18 protein-coding genes are annotated in these 16,145 nt (G+C 65.1%); 15 read left to right on the top strand and 3 right to left on the bottom strand.

What is annotated here, in order from left to right; translation table 11 throughout:
- Positions 1 to 4 precede the first annotated feature (4 nt).
- Complete coding sequence (locus tag ACI1V7_RS03555; protein WP_404530386.1) at positions 5 to 550, bottom strand: RBBP9/YdeN family alpha/beta hydrolase; 546 nt, start codon at positions 548 to 550, stop codon at positions 5 to 7.
- Positions 551 to 733: 183 nt separating this feature from the next.
- On the opposite strand from ACI1V7_RS03555, the gene ACI1V7_RS03560 reads away from it, so the two are divergent.
- Positions 734 to 1,876 (top strand): PEP-CTERM sorting domain-containing protein, encoded by a 1,143-nt coding sequence (locus ACI1V7_RS03560; RefSeq protein ID WP_404530387.1) that lies wholly within the window; start codon positions 734 to 736, stop codon positions 1,874 to 1,876.
- On the opposite strand, the gene kynA is transcribed toward ACI1V7_RS03560, so the two are convergent.
- Together kynA and kynU are read right to left on the bottom strand one after the other, a co-directional pair.
- A complete protein-coding gene (kynA, locus tag ACI1V7_RS03565) occupies positions 1,806 to 2,609 on the bottom strand; it encodes a tryptophan 2,3-dioxygenase (protein ID WP_404531532.1) in 804 nt (267 codons plus the stop codon). The genes ACI1V7_RS03560 and kynA overlap by 71 nt on opposite strands.
- 141 nt (positions 2,610 to 2,750) lie before the next feature.
- Entirely contained in the window at positions 2,751 to 4,016 is a 1,266-nt protein-coding gene (gene kynU / locus ACI1V7_RS03570) for a kynureninase (protein ID WP_404530388.1), read from the bottom strand.
- Between the two features lie 631 nt (positions 4,017 to 4,647).
- Here kynU and flhD point away from each other — a divergent pair.
- From flhD to cheZ, 14 genes are all read left to right on the top strand, one after another.
- A complete protein-coding gene (gene flhD, locus ACI1V7_RS03575; protein WP_290411366.1) occupies positions 4,648 to 4,965 on the top strand; it encodes a flagellar transcriptional regulator FlhD in 318 nt (105 codons plus the stop codon).
- Positions 4,966 to 5,028: 63 nt separating this feature from the next.
- Positions 5,029 to 5,574, top strand: coding sequence for a flagellar transcriptional regulator FlhC (gene flhC, locus ACI1V7_RS03580; RefSeq protein ID WP_404530389.1), 546 nt, complete (start codon positions 5,029 to 5,031; stop codon positions 5,572 to 5,574).
- 96 nt (positions 5,575 to 5,670) lie between these two features.
- On the top strand, positions 5,671 to 6,480 hold the full coding sequence (locus ACI1V7_RS03585; RefSeq protein WP_404530390.1) for a class I SAM-dependent methyltransferase: 810 nt from the start codon (positions 5,671 to 5,673) through the stop codon (positions 6,478 to 6,480).
- A 146-nt stretch (positions 6,481 to 6,626) separates the two neighbouring features.
- A complete protein-coding gene (gene motA, locus ACI1V7_RS03590) occupies positions 6,627 to 7,484 on the top strand; it encodes a flagellar motor stator protein MotA (RefSeq protein WP_314544114.1) in 858 nt (285 codons plus the stop codon).
- Between the two features lie 48 nt (positions 7,485 to 7,532).
- A complete protein-coding gene (motB, locus tag ACI1V7_RS03595) occupies positions 7,533 to 8,501 on the top strand; it encodes a flagellar motor protein MotB (protein WP_404530391.1) in 969 nt (322 codons plus the stop codon).
- A 33-nt stretch (positions 8,502 to 8,534) separates the two neighbouring features.
- Positions 8,535 to 9,083 carry a chemotaxis protein gene (locus ACI1V7_RS03600; protein ID WP_404531533.1) on the top strand — a complete coding sequence of 183 codons (549 nt, stop codon included), beginning with the start codon at positions 8,535 to 8,537 and terminating at the stop codon, positions 9,081 to 9,083.
- 116 nt (positions 9,084 to 9,199) lie between these two features.
- Positions 9,200 to 9,565, top strand: a complete 366-nt coding sequence (locus ACI1V7_RS03605) for a response regulator (RefSeq protein WP_404530392.1) — start codon at positions 9,200 to 9,202, stop codon at positions 9,563 to 9,565.
- A gap of 36 nt (positions 9,566 to 9,601) precedes the next feature.
- Positions 9,602 to 11,767, top strand: a complete 2,166-nt coding sequence (gene cheA, locus ACI1V7_RS03610; RefSeq protein WP_404530393.1) for a chemotaxis protein CheA — start codon at positions 9,602 to 9,604, stop codon at positions 11,765 to 11,767.
- A gap of 35 nt (positions 11,768 to 11,802) precedes the next feature.
- Positions 11,803 to 12,288 carry a chemotaxis protein CheW gene (locus tag ACI1V7_RS03615; protein WP_404530394.1) on the top strand — a complete coding sequence of 162 codons (486 nt, stop codon included), beginning with the start codon at positions 11,803 to 11,805 and terminating at the stop codon, positions 12,286 to 12,288.
- Between the two features lie 75 nt (positions 12,289 to 12,363).
- A complete protein-coding gene (locus tag ACI1V7_RS03620) occupies positions 12,364 to 13,221 on the top strand; it encodes a CheR family methyltransferase (RefSeq protein ID WP_404530395.1) in 858 nt (285 codons plus the stop codon).
- Positions 13,222 to 13,234: 13 nt separating this feature from the next.
- Positions 13,235 to 13,834, top strand: coding sequence for a chemoreceptor glutamine deamidase CheD (gene cheD, locus ACI1V7_RS03625; RefSeq protein ID WP_404530396.1), 600 nt, complete (start codon positions 13,235 to 13,237; stop codon positions 13,832 to 13,834).
- 17 nt (positions 13,835 to 13,851) lie between these two features.
- Complete coding sequence (locus ACI1V7_RS03630) at positions 13,852 to 14,925, top strand: protein-glutamate methylesterase/protein-glutamine glutaminase (protein WP_404530397.1); 1,074 nt, start codon at positions 13,852 to 13,854, stop codon at positions 14,923 to 14,925.
- Between the two features lie 126 nt (positions 14,926 to 15,051).
- On the top strand, positions 15,052 to 15,444 hold the full coding sequence (cheY, locus tag ACI1V7_RS03635; protein WP_290411354.1) for a chemotaxis response regulator CheY: 393 nt from the start codon (positions 15,052 to 15,054) through the stop codon (positions 15,442 to 15,444).
- 1 nt (position 15,445) lies between these two features.
- A complete protein-coding gene (gene cheZ / locus ACI1V7_RS03640; RefSeq protein WP_404530398.1) occupies positions 15,446 to 16,090 on the top strand; it encodes a protein phosphatase CheZ in 645 nt (214 codons plus the stop codon).
- The last annotated feature ends 55 nt before the right edge of the window (positions 16,091 to 16,145 follow it).

A 16,145-nucleotide genomic window follows, 5' to 3' on the forward strand; every position in this document is an offset into this window, starting at 1 on the left:
CGGCTCAGGGATGCAGGTCGCGGCAGAACGCTTCCAGCAGGGCCTCGCCTTCGGGCCACGGTCCGTAGCCGCTGTCGGCATTGATGTGGCCGGCGTCGCCGATCTCCACCAGCTCGCTGCCCCAGGCTCCGGCGAAGGCGCGCGAGCGCGCGATGTGCGCGTACTCGTCGTTGGCGCTCGCCACGACGATCGACGGGAAGGGCAGCGGCGCCAGCGGGACCGGGCGGAAATCGTTGGGGTCGATTGGGTAGGAGGCCGCTTCCGTGTCGCTCGGGGCGACCAGGAAGGCGCCGGCCGCCTTCAGCGGCGAGCCGGACTGCGCCCATTGCGCCACCAGCATGCAGCCCAGGCTATGGGCGACGAGGATCGGCCGGCCCTGGCAGGCGGCGATGGCGGCATCCAGTTCGGCCACCCATTCGTCGCGGTCGGGATTGTTCCAGTCGCGATGGGATACGCGCGTCCATTTGCGGTACTTGCGTTCCCAGTGGGTCTGCCAGTGTTCCGGGCCCGAATTCCACAGGCCGGACACGATCAGGATGTCGCACTTCATTGGTTCTCCGTTGGCTGAGCGTTGCTGCGGCTGCGGGCGTATCCGTTTGACCCCGCTCATCCGTCATGCGTGGTGGGTGGCTATCCTTGAGCCGTCACCCCCCACCATGCGCATCTTATCGGAAAACCAAGTCGGCGGAAACCGTCGCCAGAGCGCGCCGCCGCGCCATTCGAGGAGGTGAAAATGTTCTTGCCACGCCATCTTGCCCGCCTGACGGGCGTCGCGGCCTGCTGCCTCGCGCTGCAGGCACAGGCGGACCCGGTGTACACCGTCACGGTCGTCGGCAATGCCGGCAGCGCCGCGTACGGCCTCAACGGCAGCGGCCAGGTGGTCGGCGCGCTCGCCACCGTGGGCGGCAACCACGCCTTCCTGTACGACGGCGTGGCCACGCTCGACCTGGGCACGCTGGGCGGCACCAACAGCCTGGCCTATGGCATCAACGATGCGGGCCTGGTCGTGGGCGGCGCCGAGAACCTGGCCGGCGACCAGCGCCCGTTCAGCTATGCCGGCGGCACCATGTCCGACCTGGGCACGCTGGGCGGGACGACCGGCTTCGCCACCGCCGTCAACAATGCCGGCCAGATCGTCGGCAGCGCCGGCACGGCCGCGGCCGGTCCGCGCGCCTTCCTGTATGCGGGCGGGACGATGCAGAACCTGGGCACGCTGCCGTCGTCCGGCGAATTCTACAGCTATGCCTGGGCGATCAGCGACACCGGCAAGATCGCCGGCGGCTCCAGCGCGGGCGACTACACGCCGCCCGAGCCGCCGTACCACGCCTTCGTGCGCTGCTGCAGCGGTACGCTGACCGACCTGGGCACCTTCGGCGGCCAGTTCAGCGAGGCGCGCGGCATCAACGACCTGGGCGAAGTGGTGGGCGTCTCCGCCACCGACACCCTGATGATCGACCACGCCTTCCTGTATTCCGGCGGCACGGTGCAGGACCTCGGCACGCTGCCCGGCGACGGCTATGCCGAGGCCTTCGACATCAACAACCTGAGCCAGGTGGTCGGCCGCTCGTTCGGCAGCAACCTGGCCTTCCTGTATGCGGACGACGCCATGGTGGCGCTGGATACGTTGATCGACCCGCTGTCCGACTGGACCATCGTCGACGCGCGCGGCATCAACGACGCGCAGCAGATCGCCGGCACGGCCTGCATGGCCGGCACCTGCTACGCCGTGCGGCTCGACCTCGTCTCGGCGGTGCCAGAACCCGGCACCGTGCCCATGCTGGCGGCAGGCCTGGGCCTGCTCGTCCTCACAAGGCGGTACGCAGGGCGAACAGTTCGGGGAACAGCACCACGTCGAGCATCTTGCGCAGGTAGCTGACCCCGGCCGTGCCGCCCGTGCCCGTCTTGAAGCCGATGATGCGCTCGACCGTGGAGACGTGGCGGAAACGCCAGAAGCGGAACGCCGTCTCCATGTCGACGAGCTTCTCGGCCAGTTCGTACAGCGCCCAATGCTGCTCCGGGTCGCGGTAGACCTCGAGCCAGGCCGCCAGTACGGAATCGTCGTGGACGGTCGGCCAGGTCGGGTCGGCGGCCAGGCGTTCGGGGGCGATGGCCGCCTTCAGGCCGGAACGGGCCAGCAGGCGGATTGCCTCGTCGTAGATCGACGGCGCCTGCAATTCCTGCTGCAGCAGCGCGTGCTGCTCGGGCACGGCTTCGTGCACGGCCAGCATGGCGGGGTTCTTGTTGCCCAGAATGAATTCCAGTTCGCGGTACTGGAAGGACTGGAAGCCCGAGGACGACGCCAGGTAGGGACGGATCGCGCTGTATTCCGGCGGGGTCATGGTCGCCAGCACGTCCCAGGCATGCACCAATTGGTCCATGATGCGGGCCACCCGCGCCAGCATCTTGAAGGCGGGCTGCAGGTCGTCGGCGCGGATATGGCGGCGCACGGCCTGCAGTTCGTGCAGCATCAGCTTGATCCACAGCTCGCTGGTCTGGTGCTGGACGATGAACAGCATCTCGTTGTGGTCCGGCGAACGCGGGTGCTGGGCCGACAGGATCTGCTCCAGGCCCAGGTAGTCGCCGTAGCTCATGCTGCGGCTGAAATCCATCTGGGCGCCGTGCCACGCGCCCGGCTTGCCGCCGCCGTCGCGGTGGCCGCCTGCGCGTTTGTCCCGGTGCTCGCCCGGGTGGCTGCCGCCGGCGAGGTTTGTCCGATCGTCCTTGTCGATGTGGGTGCTCATGGCGGCTCCTCAGGTCACGGCGCCGCGCGCGGCGGCGGCATCGTAGGCTTCGCGGTCGAGGATGTCGCGCAGGATCTCGACGGCATCCCACACGTCGACGAAGCGGGTGTACAGGGGCGTGAAGCCGAAGCGCATGATCTCGGGCTCGCGGTAGTCGCCGATCACGCCGCGCTCGATCAGCGCCTGCATCACCGCATAGCCGTGCGGATGCGTGAAGCTGACCTGGCTGCCGCGCGCGTCATGCGCGCGCGGCGTCACCAGCCCCAGCGGGTGGCGGGCGCAGCGGCTTTCCACCAGGGCGATGAACAGGTCCGTCAGCGCCAGCGACTTGGCGCGCAGCGCCGCCATGTCGGTCTGCTCGAAGACCTCCAGGCCGCACTCGACGAGCGCGAGCGAGACCACGGGCTGGGTGCCGCACAAGGCGCGTCCGATGCCCTCGGCGGCGGCGAAGCCGTGCGACATGGCGAAGGGCTTGGCATGGCTCCACCAGCCCGTCAGCGGATGGCGGAACGCGGCCTGGTGCCGCTCCGGCACCCAGATGAAGGCGGGGGCGCCCGGGCCGCCGTTCAGGTATTTATAGGTGCAGCCGACGGCGAAGTCGGCGTCGGCCGCGTGCAGGTCGACGGGCACCGCACCGGCCGAATGGGCCAGGTCCCACAGGACGAGGGCCCCGCGCGCATGCGCCAGGCGCGTCAGCGCCGCCATGTCGTGCTGGCGGCCGGTGCGGTAATTGACGTGGGTGAGCATCAGCACGGCGCAACGGGCGTCGATGGCGGCGTCCAGTTCCTCCGGCGAATCGACCAGTAACAGCTCGTAGCCGCGGTCGAGCCAGCGGGCCAGGCCGTCGGCCATATAGATATCAGTCGGGAAATTGCTGCGCTCCGTCACGATGACCTTGCGCTGGGGATCGCGGTCCTGCTGGATCGCCAGCGCGGCGGCCAGCGCCTTGAACAGGTTCAGCGAGGTGGTATCGGTCACGACGATCTCGCCGGGGCGGGCGCCGACCAGGGGCGCGAGGCGGTCGCCGAGACGCTTCGGCAGGTCGAACCAGCCGGCACTGTTCCAGCTGCGGATCAGGTCCTGGCCCCATTCGCGCGCCACGACGTCGCGGGCACGGTCGAGCGCGGCGCGCGGACGGGCGCCAAGCGAGTTGCCATCCAAATAGATAACGCCGTCAGGCAAATCGAAACGGTCGCGCAGTGGCGCCAGCGGGTCGGCGGCATCGCGCGCCAGGCAGGCCGCGCGCGTGTCGGCGGAAGAGGGGGCGAGGGTCATCGGGGTTCCTTGCGAAGCGGACGGCCGGATCGGGCATGTTGTCCATTATTCATCGTTCACCGGGTCGGCGAACGCGTGGAGTGTAGCAAGAAAAACAGCGGGTAAACCCCTTTATGCTCGTCGCATGGGGGAGGGCAAAAATTTTTTAAAATTTTTTTCGGAAAACCCCTAAAGTTCTCCAAAACCCTGCCGCTAACCAACCCAGATGAGCAGTAATGGGCCAGGTGGCCGGCAACGATGTCAAAAAAAGTTTGCCGATACCCTAAAGTTTGCAGGGGCCGGGCCGATAACCTCATTGAAGACGTGCTCGAGAGATGCTTCAGGGACAGAAAAATTTTTTCAAGGAACCCTAAAGTTCTCGAAACCGTTGACGTAAACCAACACATGCGCAGTGTGTCGAGGGCGTCGGGAGCCTCCGCTCCACCAGTTTTTACAAGTTGCAAGCCCTTGTTTTCACGAGGAAATACATAGGATTCCTAGGAGTTTGTCAGACAAACTCCTACGAGTCCTGTCGTCTTTTGCGGACGAAAAATACAGACATCCGCCGATTCCTGAAATGTTTCTCCAGGGTCAGAATCTATCTCAACGGCAACACATAAACGCCAAAGAGATAGACGAGAGGGAGAGAAACATGACTGCGAACGACATGATGGCTGAAATCCGGGACGCCAACCTGAGCTACCTGATGCTGGCCCAGCAAATGATCCGTGCGGACAAGGTCACTGCGATCTTCCGCCTGGGTATCTCGGCGGACATCGCCGACCTGATCGAGGGCATGAGCAACGCCCAGATTCTGAAACTCGCCGGCGGCAACATGATGCTGGCCCGCTTCCGCTTCGACGACAGCGCCATCCTGTCCATGCTGACCAGCCACAGCAAGGACCGCGCCCTGGCCCAGTCGCACGCCGCCATCCTGATGGCTGGCCAGCCGGCCGAAGAGATCGCCTAATTTTCTGTCTGTCACAGCCACGGCCACGCCGTGTTTGGACACCAGCAGCAGGAGCGCATACAAATGACCAAGAAAAGCGTCGTCTCGGAAGCCCAGGAAATCCAGCTGGCCATCGAACTGATCCAGCTGGGCGCCCGCCTGCAGTTGCTGGAAAGCGAAGTCTCGCTGTCGCGCGAGCGCCTGATCAAGCTGTACAAGGAATTGAAGGGCGTGTCGCCGCCGAAGGGCATGCTGCCGTTCTCGACCGACTGGTTCCTGACCTGGCAGCCGAACATCCACTCCTCGCTGTATATCAATATCTACAAGTTCCTCGTCGAGCACGCGGGCGCTACCGGCATCCAGGCCATCATGAAGGCGTACCGCCTGTACCTGGAACAGATGCCGCCGGCGCCGAACGAGGAACCGGTGCTGTCGCTGACCCGCGCCTGGACCCTCGTGCGTTTCTTCCAGGGCAATATGCTCGTGCTGGCCCCATGCTCGAAGTGCCAGGGCAAGTTCGTCGTCAACGCGCTCGACCTGAACGACGACTACCAGTGCGGCCTGTGCCACATGCCTTCGCGCGCCGGCAAGACGCGCAAGGCCAGGGACGCGGCGCTCGCCGCTGCCTGACGCTGCCGTTCGATGCCGCCGCTCGACCGCGTTGCCTGACTTCCGTGCCCAACCGGGTCGCATGATCCGATCGTCTCTCTCCCCGCGGGGCAGGGCATGAGTGCGCCTGCCCCGCGCCGCATCTGGCGCGCGCCCGCGTTGCGCGCGCTGCTGGCCCAGGTCCTCGCGTTTCCGCTCACGCTCGCCGCCGTCTGGCTGCTGGCCCGCGCCGGCGTGTTGCCCGGCGCGGACGGCGGGACGGGGGCGGGGGCCTGGCTGGCGGTCGCGCTGGTGCAGGGCGCCTGGGCCGCGTTGCTGTCCTGGCGCTTTGGGCTGGCCACCTGGTGGCGTGCCATATCCCTGCTGTTCCCCGCATGCGTGCTGCTGGCACGGCTGGCGGCCGAGACGCTGGCCTTGCCGCCGGCCGCCTTCCTGGCCGTGTTCGTACTGCTCCTGCTCGTGTACTGGTCGACGTTCCGCACCCAGGTGCCGTACTACCCGTCCGGCCAGGCGGCCTGGGACACGGTGGCCGCGCAACTGCCCGACCGGCCCCTGGAGGTCATCGACATCGGCAGCGGCCTGGGCGGGCTGGTGCTGGACTTGGCGCGGCGTCGTCCGGACTGCGGCGTCAGCGGCATCGAGCTGGCGCCCTTGCCCTGGCTTGCCAGCAGCCTGCGGGCGCGCCTGACGGGCAGCCGCGCTCGATTCATGCGCGGGGACTACGAAAACTTGAATTTCGGTCACTACGACGTCGTGTTCGCCTACCTGTCGCCGGCCGCGATGAGCGCGCTGTGGCGCAAGGCCAGCGCCGAGATGCGGCCGGGCAGCATGCTCCTCAGTTATGAATTTGCCATTGCCGAACGTGCTCCAGATCGTAGCTTTGTAACTACTGATCGCAAAAAAATTCTACATCTCTGGCACTTTTGAACCACAAACGGGCGGTTTTACTTGCCCCACGGCCATTCTGCCGCTAATCTAGTTCCCTACGTAAATATTTCTCTCTGGATTCAACGAATTTTTCCTGCGTTGAACAGGGAGCCGGGCTTGCCCGGATTCATCAGTTCGGGAGCCCCGTGTTTGTCATTGTTGGTTACGTTATAGTCGTCGCATCCGTCATCGGCGGTTTCGTCCTGAGCGGCGGTCACGTGGCTGCGCTGATGCAGCCGCTGGAAGTGCTGATGATCGGCGGTGCCGCCGTCGGCGCCTTCTTCGTCGGCAATACGCCGAAGGCCGTCAAGGCCACCATGAAGGCATTGCCCAGCCTGTTCAAGGGTTCCAAGTACACGCGCGACATGTACATGGAACTGATGTCGCTGCTGTTCGACGTGCTTTCCAAGGTGCGCAAGGAAGGCCTGATGTCGATCGAAGGCGACATCGAGAGCCCCGAACAGAGCCCGATCTTCTCGAAATATCCGGCCGTGCTGGCCGACCACCACGTGGTCGAATTCATCACCGACTACCTGCGTCTGATGGTTTCCGGCAACATGGATGCCTTCCAGATCGAAAACCTGATGGACAATGAGATCGAGACCCACCATCATGAGGGCCATGTCCCGGCCGCTTGTATCGCGAAGCTGGGTGACGGCCTGCCGGCATTCGGTATCGTGGCGGCGGTGATGGGCGTGGTCCACACGATGGAATCCGTGGGCGCGCCGCCGGCCGAGCTGGGCATGCTGATCGCCCACGCGCTGGTCGGTACCTTCCTCGGCATCCTGCTGGCCTACGGTTTCGTGGGTCCGCTGGCGAGCCTGCTGGAACAGAAGCTGGAAGAATCGACCAAGATGTTCCAGACCATCAAGGTGACCCTGCTGGCCAGCCTGAACGGCTATGCGCCGGCGCTGGCCGTGGAATTCGGCCGCAAGGTGCTGTATTCGACCGAGCGTCCGACGTTCGCCGAACTGGAAGACCACATCAAGAAGGCGAAGAAGTAATGGAGCGCATGGAAGTCATGAAGCGCATCGCACGGGCGGAGGACCTCCATGGCTGACGAAGGCCAGAAGCCCATCATCGTCAAGCGCATCAAGAAGGGCGGCCACGGCCATCACGGCGGTGCCTGGAAGATCGCGTATGCCGACTTCGTGACGGCGATGATGGCGTTCTTCCTGCTCATGTGGCTGCTCGGCTCGACCGCCAAGGGCGACATGCAGGGCATCGCCGAATACTTCAAGACGCCGCTGAAGGTCGCCATGCAGGGCGGCAGCGCCGCGGGCATGAGTTCCTCGATCCTGCAGGGCGGCGGCCAGGACCTGACGCGCCGTAACGGCGAGGTCAAGCGCGGCGACGTCGTGGCGGACAAGAAGAACGTGGACCTGAAGGCAGCCAAGGCGGCCGTCGAGCAGGCCGAGCAGCAGCGCCTGCAGCAGCTGAAGCAGCGCATCGAACAGACGATCACCGCCAACCCGCTGCTGCGCAAGTACAAGGACCAGCTGCTGCTGGACATCACGACGGAAGGCCTGCGCATCCAGATCGTCGACGAGAAGAACCGTCCGATGTTCCCCGGCGGCAGCGCCGAGCTGCAGCCGTACACGCGTGACATCCTCGACGTGCTGGGCCTCGTGCTGAACGACGTGCCGAACCGCATCGGCCTGTCCGGCCATACGGATTCGACGCCCTACATGACGGCGTCCGGCTACAGCAACTGGGAATTGTCGGCCGACCGGGCGAATGCCTCGCGCCGCGAACTGGTGCGTGGCGGCATGTCCGACGAGAAGGTGCTGCGCGTCGTGGGCCTGGGCGCGGCAGTGCACCTTGACCGCAAGGATCCGTTCAACCCGATCAACCGCCGCATCAGCATCCTGGTGATGAACAAGCGCACCGAGGAAGCCGTGCTGCGTGACGGCACCGGCCTGGACGTGTCGGGCGACGCCGATTCCGCCGTCAAGGCGGTGGCCGAAGCGACCGGAGGCGGGTTGGCGCCGCAGGCCGAGGCAACGGCGGACAAGAAATAAGCGCGGGAAGTTCTGGAGGACTTCATGACAAAAATGACAAGAAAAAAGATACTCGGGTCACACGTAAAGCGCCTGCTGTCGGGCGTCTCCGCGCACGGCCGGCGTCACCTGAGCGAGGTCGAGACCGACCTCGTGCAGACCACGCTGCTGCTGGAAGAGGCCGTCGGCAAGCTGACCAGCAGCTTCATGGCGATCCACAGCGCCGTCGACGCGAACCAGGCGACGATCGACCGGCTGCTGGCCGGCCAGGCCCCCACGCCCGACGAGAGCGCGCGCCTGAACGCGATGTCCGGCGAGATCGGCCAGCACGTGAACACGGCCATCACCAGCATGCAGTTCCAGGACATGACGAGCCAGCTGCTCGACCGCACGCTGCGCCGGGTGACGGGGCTGCGCGATTTCCTGACCACGCTGAGCGAGCACGGCGCCGACATCCTGCCGGAAAGCGACAGCGACGAGATCGTCGAACGGCTCGGCAAGGTCAGCATGGCGCTGGCGATCCAGTCGATGGAACTGCGCAGCGTGCTGCGCAAGTCGGTGGAACAGAAGCATTTGGAAAGCGGTGACGTCGAGCTGTTCTGACGTCACCTGACAAGAAATAGTGGCCAGGCGACTGGCGCGTATGAAAACCGGGGTCAGCGTCCCCGACAAGAAGAACCGGACGCCGACCCCTGCTGAGCCTCTAGGAGCAAACGATAATGGCAAAAACGATTCTTGCGGTCGACGATTCGAGTTCCCTGCGCCAGATGGTGGCGTTCAGCCTGAAGGCCGCCGGCTACCAGGTGGTGGAAGCCGTCGACGGCCAGGACGGCCTGGACAAGGCGAAGCTGCAGAACGTCGACCTGGTCCTGACCGACCAGAACATGCCGAAGATGGACGGCCTCACCCTGATCAAGTCGCTGCGCGCCCTGCCGGGCTACCAGAAGACCCCGATCCTGATGCTCACCACGGAATCGTCCGACGAGATGAAGCAGAAGGGCCGCGCGGCCGGCGCCAACGGCTGGCTGGTCAAGCCGTTCGACCCGCAGCGCCTGATCGAGGTGGTCAAGAAAGTCATCGGTTGATGCCGGCCGCGTGCCCGCACTGAACGGATATTCATCATGACCATCGACATCAGCCAGTTTTACCAGGTCTTTTTCGACGAAGCGGAAGAGCTGCTCGCCGAAATGGAACGTTTGCTGCTGGCCGTCGATATCGCCGCACCGGACCCGGAAGACTTGAACGCCGTCTTCCGCACCGCGCACTCGGTCAAGGGCGGCGCATCGACCTTCGGCCTGAACGACATGAGCGAGGTGACGCACGTCCTCGAGTCGCTGCTCGACCGCATCCGCAAGGGCGAGATGCGCCTGACGGCGCAGCACCTCGACGCCTTCCTGGCCGCCAAGGACATCCTCAAGATGCAGCTCGACGGCCACCGCAACGGCGCAGACGTCGACCAGGAAGCCGTCGCCAACGTGCGCATGATGCTGCACGACCTGTCCGAAGGCGTCATCGTCGCCGCCCACCAGCCCACCGTGCCGTCCTTCCTGCATGCGGAGCAGAAGCAGGAAGTCAGCGAAGGCGCGCGCCGCTACAAGATCGAATTGCCGGACCTGGCCAAGCGCGACATCGACGCGCTGGTCGACGAGCTGGGTCTGCTGGGCCGCGTCTCGGTGGTGCCGCTCGAAGGCGGACGCACGGCCCTGATCATCATGACGCACGAGAGCCTGGACGACATCGTCGCCATCTGCTCCTTCGTGCTGGACCCGGAAGACCTGAAGATCTTCGAGGCGCCGCCGCTCACGCCCGAGCAGCGCGCCAAGGAAGCGGCCGAACGCGCCCGCATCGAGGAAGAGCAGGGCTACGGCTTCTTCGACCCGGCCGACGATACGCCGGCCGGCGCCGCCCCGTCCGAGGACGAGCTGGGCTACGGCTTCTTCCAGCCGATCGAGCAGATCCGGCGCGAAGCCGGCATCGGCGCCGACGCGGAAGGGCAGGAGCAGGCGGCAGCCCGCGCCGAGGCGCAGGAAGCCCAGGAAGTCGTCGCGGCCGAGAAGAAGGCCGCCAAGAAGGCGGCCGACGCCGCCCATGCGCACGCCGAATCGAGCTCGATCCGCGTCTCGATCGAGAAGGTCGACCAGCTGATCAACCTGGTCGGCGAACTGGTGATCACGCAGGCCATGATCGAGCAGCGCAGCACCGACCTCGATCCGATGCTGCACCAGCGCCTGCTGCAGTCCGTGTCCCAGCTGACGCGCAACACGCGCGACCTGCAGGAAGCCGTGATGTCGATCCGCATGATGCCGATGGACTTCGTGTTCTCGCGCTTCCCGCGCATGGTGCGCGACCTGGCCGGAAAACTCGGCAAGAAGGTTGACTTCATCACCAACGGCGCCGCCACGGAACTGGATAAAGGCCTGATCGAGCGCATCGTCGATCCGCTCACGCACCTGGTGCGCAATTCGATCGACCACGGCATCGAGCTGCCGGCCGCGCGCGTCGCCGCCGGCAAGACCGAGTCCGGCCGCCTGTTCCTGTCCGCCGCCCACCAGGGCGGCAATATCGTGATCGAGGTGGCCGACGACGGCGGCGGCCTGAATCGCGAACGCATCCTGGCCAAGGCGAAGGAAAACGGCCTGGCCGTGTCCGACGACATGGCGGATGCCGATGTGTGGCAGCTGATCTTCGCGCCGGGCTTCTCGACGGCGGACATCGTCACCGACGTGTCCGGCCGCGGCGTGGGCATGGACGTGGTCAAGCGCAACATCACGGCGCTGGGCGGCAGCATCGACATCCGCTCGGCGCGCGGCTTCGGCACCACGATCCTGATCTCGCTGCCGCTGACGCTGGCGATCCTGGACGGCATGTCGATCCGCTGCGGCGAGGAGGTCTATATCCTGCCGCTGGGCTTCGTCGTCGAATCGCTGCAGCCGGCACGGGCCGACGTCAAGGACGTCGCGGGCCAGGGCCGCGTGGTCAAGGTGCGCGGCGAATACCTGCCCCTGATCCCGCTGTACCAGATGTTCAACATCGAACCGCGCATCACTGACCCGTGCGAAGGCATCCTGGTGATCCTCGAAACCGAAGGCCGCAAGGCCGCGCTGTTCGTCGACGAACTGGTCGGCCAGCAGCAGGTCGTCGTCAAGAACCTGGAAGCGAACTACCGCAAGGTCGCCGGGATCTCGGGCGCCACCATCCTCGGCGACGGCGGCGTGTCGCTGATCCTCGACGTCGCGGCGCTGCTGCGCTCCTCGCGCCAGCTGGCCGACGACGCCGTCATTTCCTGAAACGCCATACAACCATACCGACTAGGAACAACGACATGTCCAACGATACCAACAACACCCACGACGGCAGCGGCAGCGAATACCTCGCCTTCACCCTCGGCTCCGAGGAATACGGCATCGATATCCTGAAAGTGCAGGAAATCCGCGGCTACGAGGCGGTGACCCGCATCGCCAATGCCCCCGAGTTCATCAAGGGCGTGATCAACCTGCGCGGCATCATCATCCCCGTGGTCGACATGCGCATCAAGTTCCAGCTCGGCACGCCGACCTACGACCAGTTCACCGTCGTCATCATCCTGAACATCGGCGGGCGTATCATGGGCATGGTGGTCGACAGCGTGTCCGACGTCACGACCCTGACCCCGGACCAGATCAAGCCGGCCCCGGAAATGGGCACCGCCTTCAACTCCGAGTACCTGATGGGCCTCGGCACCGTCGACGAGCGCATGCTGATCCTGATCGACATCGATCGCCTGATGTCGTCCAGCGAAATGGGCCTCATCGACCGCATGGCGGCATAAGGCAGGCGGCAGCGCCAGGGACGCAAGCGTGCCCGCGCAGCGGGCCGCAGACCCAGACAACCTTAGGATACAGACGTGGCGCTCACGAGCAAACAGCAGAACAAGCAGGAAACGGGCAAGGAATTCGAGTTCCACCGCAGCGACTTCGAACGCGTGCGGGGCCTGATCTACAAGCGCGCCGGCATCTCGCTGGCCGACAGCAAGCAGGAAATGGTCTACAGCCGCCTGGCGCGGCGCCTGCGCGCCACCGGCATCGCCTCGTTCGCGACCTATCTCGACGACCTCGAGGCGAACCGCATGCCGGACGAATGGGAATCCTTCGTCAACGCGCTGACCACGAACCTGACGTCGTTCTTCCGCGAAGCCCATCACTTCCCGCTGCTGGCGGAGCACGCGATGAAGGTCAAGCGCCAGACCGGCCAGCCGCTCACTGTGTGGTGCTCGGCCGCGTCGACCGGCGAAGAGCCGTATTCGATCGCGATCACGCTGTGCGAGGCGTTCAACTCGCTCACGCCGCCCGTGAACATCGTCGCCACCGACATCGACACCAACGTGCTGGCCACGGCAAGCGCCGGCGTGTATCCGCAGGAGCGCGTCGACAAGCTCGAGGCCGACCGCCTGCGCCGCTTCTTCCTGAAGGGGAAGGGCGCCCAGGAGGGCCTGGTGCGCGTGCGCCCGGAACTGCGCCAGCTGATCACGTTCCGCCAATTGAACCTGCTGTCGGACGACTGGCCCGTGCGCGGTCCGTTCGATGCGATCTTCTGCCGCAACGTAATGATCTATTTCGACAAGGCCACGCAGCGCAAGATCCTGTCGCGCTTCGTGCCCCTGATGAAGCCCGATGCCCTGCTGTTCGCGGGACACTCGGAGAACTTCCTGTACGTGTCCGACTCGCTGCGCCTGCGCGGCAAGACGGTCTATGAACTGGGCTGAGCGGAGCGCGACGATGCACAGCAACAGCCAGTTCGCCACCAACATCTATTACGACCGCACGTTCGACACGGAAGCGGCCAAGATCCTGCCGGGCGAGTACTACTACACGTCGAAGGACATGCTGATCGTGACCGTGCTCGGCTCCTGCGTCTCGGCCTGCATCCGCGACCGCGTCAAGGGCCTGGGCGGCATGAACCACTTCATGCTGCCGGACGGCGGCGAGCCGGGCAACCCCGTCTCGGCGTCGATGCGCTACGGGACGTATGCGATGGAAGTCCTGATCAACGACCTGCTCAAGGCCGGCGCCCGCCGCGAGCACCTCGAAGCGAAGGTGTTCGGCGGCGGCGCCGTGCTGCGCGGCTTCTCGGCCATGAACGTGGGCGAGCGCAACGCCGCCTTCGTGCAGCAATTCCTCAAGACGGAACGGATCCCGGTGCTGGCCGAGGACCTGAACGACATCTATCCGCGCAAGGTGTATTTCTTCCCGCGCACGGGCAAGGTGCTGGTCAAGAAGCTGATGCAGACCCATAACGAGACGCTCGCCAAGCGCGAACTCGACTATGCAAGCCGCCTCAAGGTCGCGCCCGTCGGCGGCGCCGTCGACCTGTTCTGACAAGAAAGACAAACACCATGACAGCCAACAAGATCAAAGTCGTCATTGTCGACGACTCCGCGCTGATCCGCAGCGTGATGTCCGAGATCGTCAACTCCCAGCCCGACATGGAAGTGGCGGGCGTCGCGCCGGACCCGCTCGTGGCGCGCGACCTGATCAAGAAGGTCAACCCCGACGTCCTCACGCTGGACGTCGAGATGCCGAAGATGGACGGCCTCGATTTCCTCGAAAAACTGATGCGCCTGCGCCCGATGCCGGTGCTGATGGTGTCCTCGCTGACCGAACGCGGTTCCGAGATCACCATGCGCGCCCTCGAACTGGGCGCCGTCGATTTCGTCACCAAGCCCAAGATCTCGATCCAGGCCGGCATGCGCGAGTACACCGAATTGATCACCGATAAAATCCGCGCCGCCGCGCGCGCCCGCGTCAAGGCCCGCACCCTGCACGCGCCCACCCCCGGCACCCAGCTGCCGCAATTGCGCAGCCCCCTGACATCGTCGGAAAAGCTGATCATCATCGGCGCCTCCACGGGCGGCACCGAGGCGATCCGCGAATTCCTGATGCAGATGCCGTCCGACTGCCCGGGCATCCTGATCGCCCAGCACATGCCGGAAGGGTTCACGACCTCGTTCGCGCGCCGCCTCGATTCGCTGTGCAAGATCAGCGTGACGGAAGCCCAGGGCAACGAACGCGTGCTGCCCGGCCACGCCTACATCGCGCCGGGCCACTCGCACCTGCTGCTCAAGCGTTCCGGCGCCAACTACATGACCCACATCGAGCAGACCGATCCCGTCAACCGCCACCGCCCGTCGGTCGACGTGTTGTTCCGTTCCGCTGCACAAGCCGCCGGCAAGAACGCGGTCGGTGTTATCCTGACCGGCATGGGCAAGGATGGCGCGCAAGGCATGCTGGACATGAAAAATGCGGGCGCCTACAACTTCGCCCAGGATGAAGCGTCGAGTGTCGTGTTCGGCATGCCGCGCGAGGCGATCGCCATCGGCGCCGCCCACGAAGTGGCCGGTTTGACGGCGTTGCCGGGCCTGGTTTTGGGGCACCTGGCGGCGCACGGAGGACGGGCGTTGCGCGTTTGATCCGGGCAATAGGCTTTTACCGTGGTTTTATCGCCGTAGAGCAACAAAAATGCTATGCTTAGGCCTGTTTGCGCAGTGCCGAATCCAACCAACATAAATAGATTTAGAGAATCAACGGAGTATTTCATGGCTGATCCAAAGATGCGTTTTTTAGTTGTTGACGATTTCTCGACGATGCGACGCATTGTCCGGAATCTGTTGAAGGAACTGGGTTACGCCAACGTCGACGAAGCCGAAGACGGCGTCATGGCACTGGCCAAGCTGCGCAGCGAACAATTCGACTTCGTCGTGTCGGATTGGAACATGCCGAACATGGACGGCCTGACCATGCTGCAGAACATCCGTGCCGATCCCGCGCTGGCCAAGCTGCCGGTGCTGATGGTGACCGCGGAAGCCAAGAAGGAAAACATCATCGCGGCCGCGCAGGCCGGTGCCAACGGCTACGTGGTCAAGCCGTTCACCGCCGCCACCCTGGACGAAAAGCTGAACAAGATTTTCGAAAAGATGGAAAAGGCCTGAGATGACGGAGCACATCGCCGATCCGACCTCGCATGACGAGGTGCTGAGCCGGATCGGGCACATGACCCGCGCACTGCACGAAAACCTGCGCGGACTGGGCCTGGACAAGCTGATCGAAAAAGCCGCCAGCGACATCCCCGACGCGCGCGACCGCCTCGACTACGTGGCGCGGCTGTCGGAAGACGCCGCCAAGAAGGTGCTGGATGCGACCGACGCCGCCGGCCCCTTGCAGGACCGTATCGATGGCGACGCCGCCGAGCTGTCCGATGCGTGGAAGGCGATGCTGGCCACGGCCGGCGACGCCGCCCAGGGCGACGGCGCCTGGCGCGCGCTGGCCGAGCGCACCATCGCCAGCCTGGAAGCATCGCGCGTGTCCGCTGGCGCCACGAAGGGCCACCTGATGGACATCATGATGGCCCAGGATTTCCAGGACCTGACGGGGCAGGTGATCAAGCGCATCACCGGCATCGCCCAGAACCTGGAAAAGCAGCTCGTGCAGGTGCTCGTCGATTTCGCGCCGGAAGAAATCAAGCGCGAGCTCGACAATGGCTTGCTGAATGGCCCGCAAATCAATCCGACGGGCAAGAGCGACGTCGTCGCCGACCAGGGCCAGGTCGATGACCTGCTCGACAGCCTCGGCTTCTGATCGCGGCTTCATGCGGACGGCTACGGCCGTCCGCTCGTATCATCCGGTGCCCAGC

Origin of the sequence: Massilia paldalensis (assembly GCF_044901715.1) — a bacterium.
Lineage (GTDB): Bacteria > Pseudomonadota > Gammaproteobacteria > Burkholderiales > Burkholderiaceae_D > Telluria > Telluria paldalensis.